Annotated in this window: 14 protein-coding genes and 1 pseudogene; 10 read left to right on the plus strand and 5 right to left on the minus strand. The window is 71.1% G+C overall.

What is annotated here, in order from left to right; translation table 11 throughout:
* The first annotated feature begins 113 nt into the window (after positions 1–113).
* From C6Y14_RS36000 to C6Y14_RS36025, 5 genes are all read left to right on the plus strand, one after another.
* Positions 114–641, plus strand: a complete 528-nt coding sequence (locus C6Y14_RS36000) for an NUDIX domain-containing protein (protein WP_107021093.1) — start codon at positions 114–116, stop codon at positions 639–641.
* Between the two features lie 178 nt (positions 642–819).
* On the plus strand, positions 820–1209 hold the full coding sequence (locus tag C6Y14_RS36005; RefSeq protein WP_107021094.1) for a YidH family protein: 390 nt from the start codon (positions 820–822) through the stop codon (positions 1207–1209).
* Positions 1209–1538: a DUF202 domain-containing protein gene (locus tag C6Y14_RS36010; protein WP_107021095.1), complete on the plus strand. Its 330-nt coding sequence runs from the start codon at positions 1209–1211 to the stop codon at positions 1536–1538. Before C6Y14_RS36005 ends, C6Y14_RS36010 begins: the two co-directional genes overlap by 1 nt.
* A gap of 340 nt (positions 1539–1878) precedes the next feature.
* Positions 1879–2901 carry a phosphotransferase family protein gene (locus tag C6Y14_RS36020; RefSeq protein WP_107021097.1) on the plus strand — a complete coding sequence of 341 codons (1023 nt, stop codon included), beginning with the start codon at positions 1879–1881 and terminating at the stop codon, positions 2899–2901.
* Positions 2902–2908: 7 nt separating this feature from the next.
* A complete protein-coding gene (locus C6Y14_RS36025) occupies positions 2909–4144 on the plus strand; it encodes an acyl-CoA dehydrogenase family protein (protein WP_107021098.1) in 1236 nt (411 codons plus the stop codon).
* A gap of 191 nt (positions 4145–4335) precedes the next feature.
* Here C6Y14_RS36025 and C6Y14_RS36030 read toward each other — a convergent pair whose 3' ends face one another.
* The 3 genes from C6Y14_RS36030 to C6Y14_RS36040 form a co-directional block, all read right to left on the minus strand.
* The gene (locus C6Y14_RS36030) at positions 4336–4929 is read right to left on the minus strand and encodes a TetR/AcrR family transcriptional regulator (protein ID WP_107021099.1); all 594 of its coding nucleotides are present in this window, start codon (positions 4927–4929) and stop codon (positions 4336–4338) included.
* Between the two features lie 97 nt (positions 4930–5026).
* Positions 5027–6697, minus strand: a complete 1671-nt coding sequence (locus tag C6Y14_RS36035; protein ID WP_107021100.1) for a class I adenylate-forming enzyme family protein — start codon at positions 6695–6697, stop codon at positions 5027–5029.
* On the minus strand, positions 6694–7461 hold the full coding sequence (locus C6Y14_RS36040; protein ID WP_107021101.1) for an SDR family NAD(P)-dependent oxidoreductase: 768 nt from the start codon (positions 7459–7461) through the stop codon (positions 6694–6696). Before C6Y14_RS36040 ends, C6Y14_RS36035 begins: the two co-directional genes overlap by 4 nt.
* Positions 7462–7750: 289 nt before the next feature.
* On the opposite strand from C6Y14_RS36040, the gene C6Y14_RS36045 reads away from it, so the two are divergent.
* A complete protein-coding gene (locus C6Y14_RS36045) occupies positions 7751–9016 on the plus strand; it encodes an exo-beta-N-acetylmuramidase NamZ family protein (protein ID WP_107021102.1) in 1266 nt (421 codons plus the stop codon).
* Between the two features lie 200 nt (positions 9017–9216).
* Entirely contained in the window at positions 9217–10581 is a 1365-nt protein-coding gene (locus C6Y14_RS36050; RefSeq protein ID WP_107021103.1) for a serine-threonine protein kinase, read from the plus strand.
* 40 nt (positions 10582–10621) lie between these two features.
* Here the strand turns inward: C6Y14_RS36050 and C6Y14_RS36055 are convergent, their stop codons facing one another.
* Positions 10622–13411: a penicillin acylase family protein gene (locus tag C6Y14_RS36055; protein WP_107021104.1), complete on the minus strand. Its 2790-nt coding sequence runs from the start codon at positions 13409–13411 to the stop codon at positions 10622–10624.
* Between the two features lie 327 nt (positions 13412–13738).
* Here C6Y14_RS36055 and C6Y14_RS36060 point away from each other — a divergent pair, with 327 nt between their 5' ends.
* Complete coding sequence (locus C6Y14_RS36060) at positions 13739–14347, plus strand: hypothetical protein (protein WP_107021105.1); 609 nt, start codon at positions 13739–13741, stop codon at positions 14345–14347.
* Between the two features lie 46 nt (positions 14348–14393).
* Here C6Y14_RS36060 and C6Y14_RS36065 read toward each other — a convergent pair whose 3' ends face one another.
* Complete coding sequence (locus C6Y14_RS36065) at positions 14394–14915, minus strand: hypothetical protein (protein WP_107021106.1); 522 nt, start codon at positions 14913–14915, stop codon at positions 14394–14396.
* Positions 14916–14970: 55 nt separating this feature from the next.
* On the opposite strand from C6Y14_RS36065, the gene C6Y14_RS36070 reads away from it, so the two are divergent.
* Positions 14971–15696, plus strand: coding sequence for a 3-keto-5-aminohexanoate cleavage protein (locus tag C6Y14_RS36070; RefSeq protein ID WP_107021107.1), 726 nt, complete (start codon positions 14971–14973; stop codon positions 15694–15696).
* Positions 15697–15793: 97 nt separating this feature from the next.
* Positions 15794–16072, plus strand: a pseudogene (locus C6Y14_RS36075) (RNA ligase (ATP)); the annotation flags it as partial.
* Positions 16073–16171: the final 99 nt, after the last annotated feature.

Below are 16171 nucleotides of genomic sequence, written 5' to 3' on the forward strand. Positions count from 1 at the left end.
CGTGGGCCGCCGTGGGTCGCCGTGGGTCGCCGTGGGTCGCCGTGGGTCGCCGTGGGTCGCCGTGGGTCGCCGTGGGTCGCCGTGGGTCGCCGACAGGCTGCTTTGATGGGCGGATGAGTTCCGCTGACGAGATTCTCGACGTCGTCGACGAGCACGACGAGGTGGTGGGCCGGGCCCGGCGCGGGGACGTGTACGCGCGCGGGATGCGGCATCGATGCGCGTTCATCCAGGTCACCGATGCGCAGGGACGCCTGTTCGTGCACCGGCGCACGTCGACCAAGCTGGTGTTCCCCTCCCTGTACGACATGTTCGTCGGCGGAGTGGTGGGTGCGGGCGAGAGCTACGACGAGGCGGCTTTGCGGGAGGCCGAGGAGGAGCTGGGGGTGTCCGGGCTGGCCCGGCCGACCTTCCTGTTCAAGTTCCTGTACGAGGACGGGGCCGGGAAGAGCTGGTGGTCGGCCGTGTACGAGGTGCGGTGCGAGGTGGCGGTCTCTCCGCAGGTGGAGGAGGTGGCCTGGCATGCGTTCCTCTCCGAGGGGGAGGTGGAGGAGCGGCTGGGGGTGTGGGAGTTCGTGCCGGACGGGCTTGCGGCGTACTCGCGGCTGCGGGCGTTTCGGGAGGGGGCGGCGGGGGCGGGCTGAGGTGCGTTCAGCTGTGCGGGCCGGTGGGGGCTGGGCGCGCCGTTCCCCGCGCCCCTTAAAGACAAAAGACTGCGCCGTTCCCCGCGCCCCTCAAGGACATAAAGACTGCGCCGTTCCCCGCGCCCCTTGGAAGCGCGGGCCTGCGGCGCCATGACCGGGGGCCGGTAGGGTCGCTGGTGTGATCGAGTTTGTGCGGAACGTCCGGTTGTGGTTCGCGCCTGCGCGGATCGAGGAAGAAGGGGTCACCCCCGACTACCGGTTCTCGCTGGCGAACGAGCGGACGTTCCTGGCGTGGCTGCGGACCTCGCTCGCCCTGATCGGCGGCGGCTTCGCCGTGGACCAGTTCCTGCCGGATCTGCGCTGGGAGTGGCGGGCCGGACTGGCCCTCGGACTGCTGGCCGCGGGAGTCCTGTGCGCGCTGCGGTCGGTGAACCACTGGGTCCGCTGCGAACGCGCGATGCGCAGGGGCGAGGACCTGCCGGTGTCCCGCTTCCCTGCCCTGCTGAGCATCGGTGTAGCCCTGGTGGCCATCGCGATGGTGGTGGTCGTACTGGCGGGGTGGGAGTAGTGACGGCGGGCGCCGGCGGGCCCGGAGGCCGGGACCCGGGACTCCAGCCGGAACGCACCCGGCTGGCCTGGCGGCGGACGACCCTCGCGGCGACCGTGGCCGCCGTACTCGCCGGGAAGTCGGCACTGCGCGACGGACCGGGCGTGACCGCGCTGCTGGTGTGCGCGCTGTGCTGCGCGCTGTGGCTGGGCTTCCTCGCCGTGGCGCACCGGCGGATCCGCGCCCTGTCCGGGGGCGTGCCCCCGGAGGCGTTCGCCCCGAGGCACGCGAGCACCGCCGCCCTGTGCACGATCGCGCTGGCCGTCTGCGCGGCGGCGCTGGTGTTCTAGGGCCTGTCTGACAATTCCCGTCGTCGCCCGGCAGACGGGAATTGTCAGACAGGCCCTAGCTCCCACGCCGGGCACGGCCATGAGCACGGCAACGGCTGCGGACACCCGGCCGCGCACACCCGGCGGTGCCGCACGGCGGCCACGTCGACTACGTTCATGACGGTCACCATGACCCGTCACCGCCACGCCCGTCACGCCCGTCACGAGGGGTGCGGGGACGACCGCCGGCGCACCGGGCGGCCCCGAGACGCCGGTCACGTTTCGTTTGCCCACTGGACGGCATACCGACCGGTCGGCATCATGTGGGGGAGCCCTGATCCCCGCCTACGGAGGAAACACGATGAGTCCAGACCACCCGCCAGGTCTCGATCTCGACCGGCTGCGCGGACTGCTCGACAGCGAGCGGCCCGGACTGGTCGACGGCCCGCTGACCGGCCGGCTGATCGAGGGCGGACGGTCGAACCTCACGTACGCGGTCACGGACGGCACCTCCAAGTGGGTCGTGCGCCGGCCGCCGCTCGGGCACGTCCTGGCCACCGCGCACGACATGAAGCGCGAGCACCGGGTGATCAGCGCGCTGCACTCCACCGCCGTACCCGTGCCGCGGACGCTGCTGCTGTGCGAGGACACCGAGGTGCTGGGCGCGCCGTTCTACGTCATGGACTTCGTGGAGGGCACGCCCTACCGGACCGCCGAGCAGCTCGCCCCCCTCGGCCCGGAGCGCACGCGCGGCGCGGTGCTCGGCCTCGTCGACACCCTGGTCGAGCTGCACGCCGTGGACCCCGCCGAGGTGGGCCTCGCCGACTTCGGCCGGCCCGAGGGCTTCCTCGACCGGCAACTGCGCCGCTGGGGCAAGCAGTTGGACGCCTCACGCAACCGCGAACTGGCCGGGATCGACGAACTGCACGCCGCCCTCGGACGCGAGCTGCCGCACTCCCCCACCGCCACCGTCGTGCACGGCGACTACCGGCTCGACAACGTGCTGATCGGCGAGGACGACCGGATCAGGGCGATCCTCGACTGGGAGATGTCCACGCTGGGCGACCCGCTCACCGACCTGGGCCTGCTGGTCATGTACAGCATGCCGCTGGGGCTGGCCGACTCCCCCGTCTCCACGACCGCGACGGCCGCCGGACACCCGTCGCCGGCCGAGCTGATCGAGCGGTACGCCGCGCGCTCGGGGCGCGACGTGTCCGCCGTCGCCTGGTACACGGCGTTCGCGTGGTTCAAGCTCGCCGTGATCCTGGAGGGCATCCACTACCGCTACACGCTCGGCCAGACCGTCGGCGCGGGCTTCGACCGTATCGGCGACCTGGTGCCCGTGTTCATCGAGCACGGCCTGACCACCCTTCAGGAAGGCTGACCGCATCATGGACTTCGCGTTCGACGCACGCACCGAGGAACTGCGTGCCAAGCTGCTCGCCTTCATGGACGAGTACGTCTACCCGGCCGAGGAAGTCGCCCACGAGCAGCGCCAGTTGCTTGCCTCGCCGTGGGACACTCCGGCCGTGGTCGAGGAGTTGAAGGCCGAGGCCCGCCGTCAGGGCCTGTGGAACCTCTTCCTGCCGGACTCCGAGTACGGGGCCGGGCTGACGAACCTCCAGTACGCGCCGCTCGCCGAGATCACCGGCCGTTCCCCGCAGTTGGCGCCCACCGCGCTGAACTGCGCGGCGCCCGACACCGGCAACATGGAGGTGCTCAGCCAGTTCGGCGACGAGCAGCAGCGCAAGCAGTGGCTGGAGCCGTTGCTCGCCGGTGAGATCCGGTCGGCGTTCGCGATGACCGAGCCGGAGGTGGCCTCCTCGGACGCCACCAACATCACCACGCTGATCGAGCGGACCTCCGGTGGCGGCGCGGACGGCGGCGACGAGTACGTCGTCACCGGCCGCAAGTGGTACATCTCCGGGGCCATGAACCCCGACTGCAAGATCTTCATCGTGATGGGCAAGACGGACCCCCAAGGCTCCGACATCCGCCGTCAGCAGTCGATGATCCTGGTGCCGCGCGACACCCCGGGCGTCGAGGTGAAGCGCGCGATGCAGGTGTACGGCTACGAGGACCACTCCCACGGCGGTCACGCCGAGGTCGTCTTCCACGGGGCGCGCGTCCCGGTCGCGAACCTCATCGGCGAGGAGGGCGGCGGCTTCGCCATCGCGCAGGCGCGGCTCGGGCCCGGCCGCATCCACCACTGCATGCGGCTGATCGGCATGGCCGAGCGGGCGATCGAGCTGATGTGCCGGCGGGCGGTGTCCCGTGAGGCGTTCGGCAAGTCGCTGGCCCAGCAGGGGGTCGTGCACAACTGGATCGCGGACGCGCGGGTCGCCGTCGAGCAGCTTCGGCTGCTGGTGCTGAAGACCGCGTGGATGATGGACACGGTGGGCAACAAGGGGGCGCACACGGAGATCCAGGCGATCAAGATCGCCACGCCTCGGACGGTGGTCGACATCATCGACAAGGCGATTCAGTTGCACGGTGCGGGGGGTGTGAGTCAGGACTTCCCGCTGGCCGAGCTGTGGGCCGGGGCCCGTACCTTGAAGTTGGCGGACGGGCCGGACGAGGTGCATCAGCGGTCGCTGGCGCGGCATGAGCTGAAGAAGTACGTCTGATCCTCTGGCGAGGTGGCGGGGTGGCTGGGGCGGGATTTTCGCCCCCGCCGCCCCTACCCGTTCCCGTCACCGACGCGGGGGCTCCGCCCCCGCACCCCCCGTTGCGCAGTTCCCCGCGCCCCTAGGTACCTAGGGGCGCGGGGAACTGCGCAGTCTTTGGCGTCCGCCCCCGCCGGCCCGCGGAGAGCCGACTACGGGCGGAGCGCCCTCAGGAGGAGGTCCGCGAGGTGGTCCGCCACCTCTTGTTGGGTGAGGGGGCCGTCAGGGCGGTACCACGTGGACAGGTGGTGGACCGAGCCGAAGTGGTAGTCGACCACCAGGTCCGCCGGGGTCTTCTTCGAGAAGACCCCCGCCTCCTGGCCCTCCTCGATCAGCGCGCGGAACCGCTCGTGGTAGCGCCGCCGCTCGGCCCGTACCTGCTTGTTCTTCTCCGGGCTCAGGTGGTGCATCGAGCGGAAGAAGATCGACGCGTCGTCGAGGTTGTCGATCGTCGTGACGACGACGTCGGCTGCGGCGCCCCGCAGCCGTTCCTCCACCGGCGCGTCGGCGTCCGCGAAGGAGTCGAGCCGCTCCTGCTGCACCCGCAGCACGCGCGCGTACACCTCGTGGAGCAGATCGTCCTTGGAGCCGAAGTAGTGGTAGAGCGCACCCTTGGTGACACCGGCCGCCTCGACGATCTCCTGGACCGACGTGCGGTCGTAGCCGCGCTCGGCGAAGAGCCGGGTGGCGGCGGCCAGCAGCCGCCTCGGAACGGGCGTGCCGTCCCCGTCCGTCGTCCTGGGCACTGCCGCCACCTGCCTTCCAGTGTTCTTTGTGTTGTTCACGTTGTAGAGGCCGTACGAGGCGTTCCGGTTGCGCCCCGCCTTGTACGTCCGCGTTTGTCTACGCGCCGTCGTGCGGACGGGCGCGCAGTTCCCTCCGGAGGATCTTCCCACTGGCCGTCTTCGGCAGGTCGGGCAGGATCTCCACCTGCCGCGGGTACTTGTAGGCGGCCAGTCTCTCCTTGCAGTACGCGGCGAGTACGGCCGGGTCCTCCTCCGCCCCCGGCCGCAGGCTGATGTACGCCTTGACGGTCTCCCCGCGATACCCGTCGGGCACCCCGACGACGGCCGCCTCGCGCACGGCCGGGTGGGTGTAGAGGACGTCCTCCACCTCGCGCGGCCACACCTTGAAGCCGGACGCGTTGATCATGTCCTTCTTGCGGTCGACGACATAGAGCCAGCCGTCCGTGTCGATGAAACCGATGTCGCCGGTGCGCAGTTCCCCGTCGGGGAAGGTCTCCGCGGTGGCCTCGGGGCGCCGCCAGTAGCCGGGCACGACCTGCGGGCCGCGTACGAGGATCTCGCCCTGCTCCCCGAACGGCACCTCCTGGCCGTGGTCGTCGACGATGCGTACGACCGTGTCCGGGCCCGGCAGGCCGACGGCGAGCGTCCCGGAGGCGGGGTCGACGGGCGCCTCCAGGTGGGGCGGCACGGAGGCGCAGGGGGCGGTGCACTCGGTGAGTCCGTAGCCGTTGCGGATGTACGGGCCGAAGCCCGCCCGGAACTTCTCGACGAGCGCGGGCGGCAGCGGCGCGCCGCCGGACGAGATGTTCACGAAGGAGGAGAAGTGGTCCGGCGTCACGGAGGGGTGCGCGGCCAGCGCCATGAAGGCCGTCGAGGGGCCGACCGTGTAGTGCGGCCGGTGCTCGGCGAACGCGTCGAGGACGACGCCCGACTCGAAGCGGTACGCGAGGACGAGCGTGCCCCCGCTGTTGAGGCACGCGAGGAACTGGCAGACCATCCCGGTGATGTGGAACAGCGGCGCCATCGCGAAGTACACGGGCGCCTCGGGCAGGGCGAGGCCCGTGCGCTGGCGCTCGGCGTTGTACATGACGTTGCCGTGCGTGTTGGTGGCTCCCTTGGGAGCGCCGCTCGTGCCCGAGGTGTAGCTGATCAGCGCGATGTCCGCCGGGCCCTGGTCGCGGTCGGCCGGCGCCTTGTGGCCGGCCTTCGCGACGGTCGTCAGGTCGTCGGCGTCCGGGGCCTGCGGCAGCCGCTCGAAGGTCAGCACGCGCGCGTCGTCCCGCGTCTGGAAGTCCAGTTCGCAGCCGGTCAGCACGATGCGTACGGGCGAGTCGGCGGCCGTGTCGCGCAGATACGACTCCCAGGCCCGGTCGGCGCAGATCAGCGCGGCGACCTCGCCGTCCCGCAGGACGTGGGTCACCTCGCCCGACTTGTACATGGGGTTGACGGGCAGGACGGTCGCGCCGGCCTTCCAGGCGCCGAGGACGGCGAGCACGAAGAGCGGGCTGTTCTGCAGCAGGACGGCCACCCGGTCGCCGCGCTCCAGACCGCGTCCGGCGAGGTGTCCGGCGACCGAGTCGCTCAGCTCGTCCACCTCGCGGTAGGTGAGCCGTCCGTCGAAGTAGGTGAGGAAGGTGCGGTCGGGCGTCTCGGCGACGGCCCGGCGCAGGGCGTGCACGGGCGAGTCGTCGGGGCTGACGGGTCCGCGCTGGGCCTCGTTCAGGAGGGCGACCCACGGCCGGCCCGCGTACAGGGAGGTGGTGGTCATCGGCCGTCGGCCTCCCACTTCTGCTGGATGTGGTTCATGTTCGTCAGCCAGCGCTCGGGGTCGCCGGCGCGCGCCCGGTAGTACTCGGCGACCTCGGGGTGCGGGAGGATCAGGAAGCGGTCCTCCTCGATCCCGGCGAAGAGGGCGTCCGCGACGGCCTCGGGCTCGATGGCGGTGGGCAGCAGGACGAGGTCCCCTGCGCTGCCGGTGCCCGCGAGCATGTCGGTGCGCACGCCCTGCGGACAGATCGCGTGCACCTTGAGACCGCGGTGGCGGTACGTGAGGGAGAGCCACTCGGCGAAGGCGTACGCGCCGTGCTTGGTGACGCTGTACGGGGCCGCGCCGATCATGGTGAGCAGTCCGGCCGCCGAGACGGTGGAGACGAAACGGCCGCTGCCGCGCTCCAGCCAGGCCGGGAGCAGTTCCTCGGCCGCACGGACGTGCGCCATCACGTTCACGTCCCAGGCGAGCTCCCAGACCCGTGCGGGGGCCGCCTCGGAGCCGCCCGAGGGCAGTCCGGCGTTGGCGCAGTAGACGTCGACGGTGCCGCCGAGGGCTTCCCGGGCGTCGGCCACGATGGTGGACGCGTCGCCGGGGACCGCGATCCCGCCGATCTCCTCGGCGACGGCCGCGGCCTTCACGGCGTCCAGGTCGTTGACCACGACCCGGGCCCCCGCGGCGGCGAACCGCCGGGCCAGCGCGGCCCCGATCCCTCCGCCGGCCCCGGTGACGACGACTCCGGCATCCTGCATGGCTTCCACCATCGGTCTCCTTCGACACGACGACATCAATGCTCCGCTCCCACCAGACTAACCGGTCGGTATGCGACCCGTAAGGGGCGCGGGGAACGGCGCAGTCTTTTGCTTTTCGGGGGCACAGCCCCAGAGGGGGCGCGGGGAACGGCGCAGTCTTTTGTCTTTCAGGGGGCGCAGCCCCCAAGGGGCGCGGGGAACTGCGCGACCGGCCACGACGGACCGGCGGCTTACGAACAACCGGCGGAAGCCATACCGTGCACATGCCAGTGCAACCCCCTTCCGCCCCCACGGAGGCCCCATGCACCGCCTGTCCAGACGAAGTCTCCTCGCCGCCACCACGACCGCGGCGGCGATCTCCACGGGAACGCCGGCCACGGCCGCACCCGGGGCGGCCCCCACCGGGGAAACGGCCCCCCGCCGTTTCCGAACCGGCTTCGACCGCCTCGCCGCAAGCGGCTACTCCCTCCTGGACGGCGACCGCGTAGGCATCGTCACCAACCCGACGGGCGTCACCAAGGACGCCCGCCACATCGTGGACGTCATGCACGCCGACGACCACGTGAACCTCGTCGCCGTCTTCGGCCCGGAACACGGCTTCCGCGGCACCGCGCAGGCCGGCGGCTCCGAGGGCCGCTACGACGACCCGGCGACCGGCCTCCCGGTCTACGACACGTATCTCAAGAGCGGGCAGCCCCTGGCCGACGTCTTCACCGCCTCCGCCGTGGACACGGTCGTCTTCGACATCCAGGACGCGGGCGCCCGCTTCTACACGTACATCTGGACGCTGTACGACTGCATGGACGCGGCCAGGATCGCCGGCAAGCGTTTCGTGGTGCTGGACCGGCCGAACCCGGTGACGGGCCGCGGCGCGTACGGGCCCGTGCTGCACAAGGAGTTCGCGACGTTCGTCGGCCGGGAGCCGATCTCGCAGGCGCACGGGATGACGGTCGCGGAGCTGGCGCGGCTGTTCAACGCGGAGTTCCTCGCGGAGCCGGTGCCCCTGGAGACGGTCCTGATGTCGGGCTGGCGGCGGTCGGACTTCTACGACGCCTCGGGGCTGCCGTGGGTGCCGCCGAGCCCGAACATGCCGACGCCCGACACCGCTCTCGTGTACGCGGGCACCTGTCTCTTCGAGGGGACGAACCTGTCGGAGGGGCGCGGTACGACCCGCCCCTTCGAGCTGCTCGGCGCGGAGGGCATCGACCGGCGGTGGGCCGCCGAGGCGGAACAGCTCGGGTTGGCAGGGGTGCACTTCAGGGAGGCGTACTTCGCGCCCACGTTCTCGAAGTTCCAGGGCAAGACCGTCGGCGGTGTGCAGCTCCACGTCCACGACCGCGCCGCGTACGACCCCGTACGCACCGGGATCGCGCTGCTGGTGACCGCCAAACAGGTGTGGAGCGGGTTCGCCTGGCGGCCGGACAACTGGATCGACAAGCTGACGGGCTCCACGCTGGTCCGCACGATGATCGACGCGGGCGCGACGGCCGACGAGGTCGTGGCGGGCTGGCGGGACGAACTGGCGGCGTTCCGACGCGTACGCAAGGAATACCTCCTGTACCGCTGAGGCCCCCCGGATCGTCCGTGGCGTCGGCCGTGGCACCCCACCCGCATCGGATCCCCTATCCTGGACCATCCGTTCTGGATCATCCGCTGAGACATGAGTTCGGGCTGGTCAGACTGGACGTGGCCCCTGGCCAACTCCCCCGGTCGGCGGGACGATTACGTGCACATCGCACGGGTTGCGGAGGCCGAAGGGGGCTTGTCATGGCGGATCCTGAAGTGGGCGTGACTCCCTACTGGGAGCTGACGTTCGACGCGGACGGCGATGTGGACGCGCGGCAGCGCGACCGGCTGCTCCGGGAGGTGGTGGACCGGGGTGTCAAGGACCTGATCGTGTTCGCGCACGGCTGGAACAACGACCATGCGATGGCGACCCGGCTCTACAGCCGCTTCTTCGCACACGTTCCCGCCCTCGCGCCCAACGCCCGCCTCGGATACGTGGGCGTGCTGTGGCCGTCGATGCGGTTCACCGACGAGCCGATCCCCGACTTCGCGCGGAGCCTCGCCGCGGTGCCCGTGGGCCCGGCGCTGGACAAGGGCACGCGCGGCGCCCTGCTGACGGCCTTCCCCGGCCGGGCCACCCTGATCGACCAGATCGCCCGGATGCTCGACCAACAGCCGGAGGGTGACGCCGCGTTGGAGGAGTACGGGCGGCTGGTACGGCTGCTGGTCGAGCTGCGGCCGGAGGCGCCGGGCGCCGCGTTCGCCGCGGACACCCTGGCGGATTCGGGGTCCCCGGCCGACTCTCCGCCCGGATCGTCTGCCGAAGCTCCGAACGAGCCGCGGATGTTCCTCGGCGACACCGCGCGGACCTGCCGTGAGTTCGCGCGGGCACTGGCGGAGGAGGCCGGCGCCGAACCCGCCGCGGAGAGGGCGCAGGCCGCGCCCCGCCTCGCCCGCGCCTGGGACGGAGCACACGAACTGCTGCGCCAGGCAACGTACTTCGCGATGAAGCGCCGTGCGGGCACGGTCGGCGAGCGCGGTCTCGGGCGGCTGGTCGGGCGGCTCGCACAGACGGCTCCCGGGGTGCGGGTGCATCTCGTGGGGCACAGCTTCGGCGGGCGCCTGGTGTCCTTCGCGCTGCGCGGGCTGCCCAAGGGGGTGCGGACCGTGAAGTCCGTGACGCTGCTCCAGGCGGCCTTCTCGCACTACGCGTTCTCGGGACGGCTCCCGCACGACGTACGGGACAGCGGTGTGCTGCACGGCCAACAGGACCGTATCGACGGCCCGTTGGTCTGCTGCTTCTCCCGTTTCGACTCGGCGCTCGGCACGGTCTATCCACTGGCCTCGCGGACGGCGGGCGACGACCGGGCGGCCGTCGACCTCGCTTTTCCCCGCCTTCTCGGACCCAGGTGGGGGGCGTTGGGCCATGACGGGGTGCAGGCGGTGTCCGGCACGAAGGCGTTCACGCTCGCCGAGGCGCTGCGGGCGAAGCTGCCCGCTTCGGGATGTGTGAACGTCGACGCCTCCGCGGTGGTGCGGCGCGGCGGCGCCCCGGCGGGCGCCCACAGCGACATCTGCCACCGGGAACTGGCCCAGGTGGTCCTGGCGGCGGGCCGCATCCGCTGACCCGCCACCAGTACGTACGTACCGCTGCGCCTCCCCTACCTCACCGGTGCGAGGTGAACTCCACGACCTGCTGGTAGGTCGGCCGGTTCTGCCAGCTGATCTTCCCGTGCTTGATGCCGCCCAGCGTCCGCTGGTTGACCGAGTCGGCGCACCACTGGTCGCCCGCCGAGCAGAGGTCGTCGCCCGGGTAGACCTGGGCGGCGGTTCGGCCGGCCGCCGTCCTGAGCGTGCCGATCAGGATGTCCCGGCAGGCGCTGAGGCTGCCGCCGCCGCAGTACGGCTTGGCGAGGCCGCCCTGGACGGACTCGCCGAGCACCGCCCTGAGGTCCTTGTGGACATAGCTCCACCAGCCGTACTGGAAGGAGCTGCCGGCGTGCGATCCGGTGGGCCCGTGTCCCGCCGAAGGGGCCTCGTCCACCGGGAGGTTGGCGGTCATCGCGGTGTAGAGGTCGCTGCCGAGGCCAGGTTCGAACTCGGCCTTCACCAGCGCGGGCCACCAGGCGTCGAGGAGACGGATCGCGTCGGCGTTGGCGTACGCCTTCGAACCGGCGGAGGTCTCCTTGCGCCTGGCGCCCGCCGCCACCCAGTCGGACAGTTTCGTCACGGCCGCCGCGGCCGTCGTGTCGGTGACCGGCGAGCTCCTGATCACCTGCAGCAGCTTCGGCAGGACGTCCTCGGCGCGCAGATCGGCGAGCGCCGCGTCGGCCATCGCCTTGGTGAGCGAGGCCCTGGTCACCCCGCCCGCGGTCACCAGCTTCTTCACCCGGTCCTCCAGGAGGTTGCCGCGGTGGACGGAGCCGTTGCCCCAGGGAGCCGTGGTGTAGTCCTTGGCCTGCTTGTTGTTCCAGGAGATGTAGTAGTCCTGGTCGATGGAGTGGGGGTGCGCGGACGCCGGGGTGTAGTCGGCGGTGTTCGTCGTCGGCGTCCAGTTTCTCCACTCGTACGCCGGCTGCGCCCACACCGGGAACTCGGCGTCTACTCCGGTGGCGCGTACGGGGTTGTCGCCGCTGTTGTAGTAGGCGGTGTGCTCCGAGTCGGCGTAGAACCAGTTGAAGGTGTAGTTGATGTGCTGCACCGCCGCCTGGAAGGTCTGCGGGCTCTTCACGTAGTCCGGGTCGTTGAGCATCTGGAAGCCGATGATCGAGTCGGCTTCGTGCAGGAAGGAGGAGCGCAGCGTGGTGTACGCGACCTTCTTGCCGTCGACCGTGGCCCGGTGCGTGACCGGGCCGTACTTGGTGCGCCAGACCTGCATGCGGTAGGAGCCCGCGGGGGTGCTGTCGGCGGTGGTGGGCTTCCAGGCGTTGGTCTGCTCGACCTTCTCCATGGCCGTGCAGGTGCCGCGGTACAGGTAGTGGGTGTCGTCCTGGCACAGCTCGACCGCGTAGGTGTCGATGATGTCCTGGCCGGAGGTCGTGGCGCTCCACGCGTAGTCCTGGCCGCGGCCGAGTTCGACGTACATGCTCAGGCCCGCGAAGGAGGCGCCGCGGGCGCTGAGTCCTGGGCCCTGGATCTCCTGGAGCATGAGCAGCTGTGGCGCGAAGTAGCCGGTCTGCGGTCCGAAGACGGCGATCGGGTGGCCGCTCGCGGTGGACCTGCCGCTCACCACGAGGGCGTTGGACATACCGCGTCGCGCGGAACTGAGGGCGCTCGCCGTCGCCGAGGCCGTCGTTCCGGTGGCCGTGGCGGTGGCCGCGCTGCCCGTGCGGTCGTAGACCAGCGGCTCCTCGGTCACCGTGCCCGCGGTGGGCAGTGCGGTGCCCTGCGGGGTGGCCGGTTTGGTGGCGTACGGGAAGCTCTCGCCGTTGTGGACGGTGAGGACGGCCTCGGGGTCGTTGCGCTCACGGAAGGACTCCCAGACCTTGGTGCCCTCCTCCACGCCGTACTTGGACTGGGCGGCGAGCAGGGAGACGGCGTTGTTGACCTCGCCGCCGCCCCCGGAGCCGAAGAGCGCGCCGATCACGGAGGCCAGCGCGACCAGGTCGGTCTCCTTGAAGTGTTCGATGGTCCCGGCGTTGGTGATGGAGTCCTTGTGGCCGGTGAGGACGTACTCGCCGGGGAAGTAGCGGCCGCTGTCCGAGGCGTCTATGTAGGAGTTGATGCCGGCGAGGTAGGCCCTGACGTCGGCGAGCGCCTGCTGGCCCCGGGCTCCGTTGTTGGCGACGGCGCTGTCGATCTGCGCCTGCAGATCCGCCTCCGTGTACGGGGCGTGGCGCCAGAACTCCTGTTCCAGGCCCTGGTTGGAGGGGGCGCCGCCCGCGAAGGGGGTCAGTTTGCCGCGCCCGACGTGCCGGAAGACGTCCATCAGCCACAGCCGGTCCTGGGCGGCGGCGTACCCGGCGCCGAACTCGGTTCCGTAGCGGGTGGTGCCCGTGATGTGCGGCACGCCGGTCTTCTTGTCACGGACGATCGTCACGTCGGTGCGCCCCGCGGGCTTCAGGGTGGACTCGACCTGATCGGCGGGGACCCCGAACGAGGCGTCCCTGAAGAAATCATTAATTTTGGCGTCGGTGAGAGCGGAATAACCGGACGCCAGATTGCCGTAGGGCGCCAGCTGATCGTCCGCGTGGGCGGGCTGAGTGCCGAAAGCCTGGTTGAGAAGGATCTCCGCGAGGGTCGCGTTGCCGTTCTGACCTGCGGGGAGAATGTCCGAGCACTGGCTGCCGCAGTAGTCGTTCGCCGCGGCGGCGGGGGTGTCGGCGGCGACCGCCTGGGAAAGCGGTGACAAAAGACCGGCAATGAGAACGCATACCGAAGCGCCCATGAGGAACTTGGGGAATCTGCGGGGAGTTCTCAGTCTGTCGAGGATGGTGCGTGGGATACGCCGGGGCATGGCTGACTCCTCACGACGGGGGTGGGCGGGATGTTACTGCCGGTATCCCCGGGTTAGAAGATGAACATGCGTCACTTTCGGCGCCGGAGGGGCCGACGGAGCCCTGCCGGGGCCACCGACCGCCACCGACGACGGCCGGGAATGACCCGAGAGACGGCCGACAACCGTCTTGCGGATGGCCGATAACCGGCTGATTGGCGGTTTTATGGCGGTCGCCGAAAAACAGATGGAGCCGAATCGCGTGTCGATACGTCTATTCGGCGACGTCCTTACGACGACGCCGAAGTGACCGAAGTACAGGTGCAGGTGTGACGGAGGTGCAGGGCGATGGCGGGATTCCGCAGTCTGGCGAGACAGGTGCGCGACCCGAGGAGCGATCTGGCACTGCGGCGCTATTCACTGCGCAAGTGCCTTGAGAGGTTCGCTCCTTACGGTCACCGGGCGACCTGGGACCATCTGTGCTCCCGGGCCGGGTTCGACCCCGAGGACCGGTCCCCCGATCCGGTGCGGCTCGTGGCCGCACTGGACGAACTGGAGGCGGCCCGCTCCGTCTGGCTCACCTACGAGGCCGGGTTCGCCCAGCGCCGCAAGAAGGAGAAGCACGACGGTCTGCGCAGCCCCGGCAGCGTGGACGACTGGCACCGGCTCACCTGGGGCGGCTTCGGGGTCGCCTGGTGCGACGACCCCGGGATCCACCCCCATGAACCACTGGCCGAGGTGCTGCGCCGGCTGATCGCCGCCCTGGAGCGGGAGCCCGGCGCCGTCTGCCCCGTCTGCTCGGGCGAGCGCCTCGTCTGGAAGTACGACCTGGCCCACGAACCGTCCTCCGGCCCCGTCTGCACGGCCTGCGGAATCGTGGTCCCCCGACCGGTCCTCACCCCCGAGGCGCTCGCGGAATGCCGCCGGGGACGCCTGCTCGTGGCGGTCGCGGGGTAACGAAGGCCGGGGGTGCGCCGGAGGAGCCGCACCCCCGGATACATGCCTACGGGACCTTGACGTCGGTGTGGATGGCCAGCTTGAACTCCGCGCACATCAGCGCTGTGGAGACCTTCGCGTCCCGCGCGCCGCGCACGGACACCTTCAGGCCGAGCGGCGTGCCCGGGTGGACGAACATCTGCCACATGTAGGTCCGGTACTGGCCGCCCCGGGTGGGTGCCGTGTCGGAGGTGGCCGTCGAGTCGTAGCGCGCCGCCGTGAGGTTCAGCGGGTCGCGCACGAAGCGCGCCCGGTACTCAAGGCCGCCGGCGTCCGGCTCCCAGAAGACCAGCGCCGACAGGACACCCCAGCCGTCGTGGCTCGGCCAGATCAGCCCCGAGCGGGCGTCGGGAAACTTCGACGCGCCGGAGCCGCCCTTCGCCGGGTCGTGCATGCTCCAGCGGTCGTACTGCTCCTCGCCCGTGACGTACGGGAAGCGCACGAGGTGGTACCCGTCAGGGTCGTACGTGATCCGCTGGGCCCCCGTGCGCGCGGCTTCCCACTTGAGCGAGCAAATGGCCAGGCTCATCGCCCGTTCCCCTTTCGATCTCCGGTTGTCGGTGCGGCCTGGCACCATCGGGGGCATGGTCCAGGTCTGTGTGAACGGGGGGCGCGGGTCCGGCGACGGAGCACTCGTGCCGTTGTCGCCGAAAGCGATGGCCGGCTCCGCGGCGGAAGCCGTCGCGGCCGGGGCGTCGGACATCCATGTGCATCCCAAGTCCCCCTGTGGAGAAGACACACTGTCGGCGAAGGCGGTTGCGGCGACCCTGGACGAAATCCGGTCACAGGTGGACGTTCCCGTCGGAGTGACCACCGGCGCCTGGGCCGAACCCGACCCCGCCGCCCGCGTCGCGCGCGTCCATGAGTGGAGCGTCCTGCCCGACCACGCCTCGGTCAACTGGCACGAGCCGGGCGCCGAGGAGGTGGCCGCGGCGCTCCTCGCGCGGGGCGTGGGCATCGAGGCGGGCATCTGGTCCGGCACCGACGGGGCCGCGCGGTTCGCGGCGTCACCGCTGGGCCCGCGGGTGCTGCGCGTCCTCGCGGAGGTGACGGACCCGGATCCGGACACGGCCGAGGACACGGCCCGCCGCCTCCTCGCACAGCTCGGCGCCGCACACGGCCGCCCGGTCCTGCTGCACGGCGAGGAGGGCGGCACCTGGCCCGTGCTGGACCTCGCCGCACGCCTCGGCCTGGCGACCCGTATCGGCCTGGAGGACACGCTGACCCTCCCCGACGGCCGACGGGCCACGTCCAACGCCGAGTTGGTGACGGAGGCACTGATCCGGCGCGTGCGCGGCAGGCGGCCGTAGCAGCCCCAAAACCCGTCGCTCCACCCCTTTCCCGTCCGCACAGTGGGAGGCGATGAGACCAGGCTGAGCACCATGCGAGTTCCCGGGGAGCCCCACCATGTCGACGCTGCGCGTCACCGCCGAAGTGCTGACCGTCCACGAGCATCCGAACGCCGACGCGCTCGAACTGGCCCAGGTGGGCCTGTACCGGGCGGTGGTCGCCAAGGGCGCCTACCGCACCGGCGAGAGCGCCGTCTACATCCCGGAGCAGTCCGTGCTCCCGCAGGAGCTGATAGCGGAACTGGGGCTCACCGGGCGCCTCGCGGGCAGCGCCTCGGACCGGGTCAAGGCGGTCCGGCTGCGCGGCGAGCTGTCCCAGGGGATCGTCTGCCGGCCCGCCACCGAGCGCTACAGCCCGGTGACGGGCGGCCGGGCCGTCGCGAAGGCGGTCAGCCCGACGTATCTGACACGCAAGGGCGGCACGGAGTACGAGTGA

Origin of the sequence: Streptomyces dioscori, assembly GCF_003024195.1 — a bacterium.
Classification (GTDB): Bacteria; Actinomycetota; Actinomycetes; order Streptomycetales; family Streptomycetaceae; genus Streptomyces; species Streptomyces dioscori.

Bases quoted from the DNA above. Each gene is read 5' to 3' on its own strand.
- C6Y14_RS36065 (WP_107021106.1), bottom strand. From the start codon at position 14,915: ATGAGCCTGGCCATTTGCTCGCTCAAGTGGGAAGCCGCGCGCACGGGG.
- C6Y14_RS36060 (WP_107021105.1), top strand. From the start codon at position 13,739: ATGGCGGGATTCCGCAGTCTGGCGAGACAGGTGCGCGACCCGAGGAGC.
- C6Y14_RS36040 (WP_107021101.1), bottom strand. From the start codon at position 7,461: ATGGTGGAAGCCATGCAGGATGCCGGAGTCGTCGTCACCGGGGCCGGC.
- C6Y14_RS36045 (WP_107021102.1), top strand. From the start codon at position 7,751: ATGCACCGCCTGTCCAGACGAAGTCTCCTCGCCGCCACCACGACCGCG.
- C6Y14_RS36035 (WP_107021100.1), bottom strand. From the start codon at position 6,697: ATGACCACCACCTCCCTGTACGCGGGCCGGCCGTGGGTCGCCCTCCTG.
- C6Y14_RS36070 (WP_107021107.1), top strand. From the start codon at position 14,971: ATGGTCCAGGTCTGTGTGAACGGGGGGCGCGGGTCCGGCGACGGAGCA.
- C6Y14_RS36020 (WP_107021097.1), top strand. From the start codon at position 1,879: ATGAGTCCAGACCACCCGCCAGGTCTCGATCTCGACCGGCTGCGCGGA.
- C6Y14_RS36025 (WP_107021098.1), top strand. From the start codon at position 2,909: ATGGACTTCGCGTTCGACGCACGCACCGAGGAACTGCGTGCCAAGCTG.
- C6Y14_RS36050 (WP_107021103.1), top strand. From the start codon at position 9,217: ATGGCGGATCCTGAAGTGGGCGTGACTCCCTACTGGGAGCTGACGTTC.
- C6Y14_RS36055 (WP_107021104.1), bottom strand. From the start codon at position 13,411: ATGCCCCGGCGTATCCCACGCACCATCCTCGACAGACTGAGAACTCCC.
- C6Y14_RS36000 (WP_107021093.1), top strand. From the start codon at position 114: ATGAGTTCCGCTGACGAGATTCTCGACGTCGTCGACGAGCACGACGAG.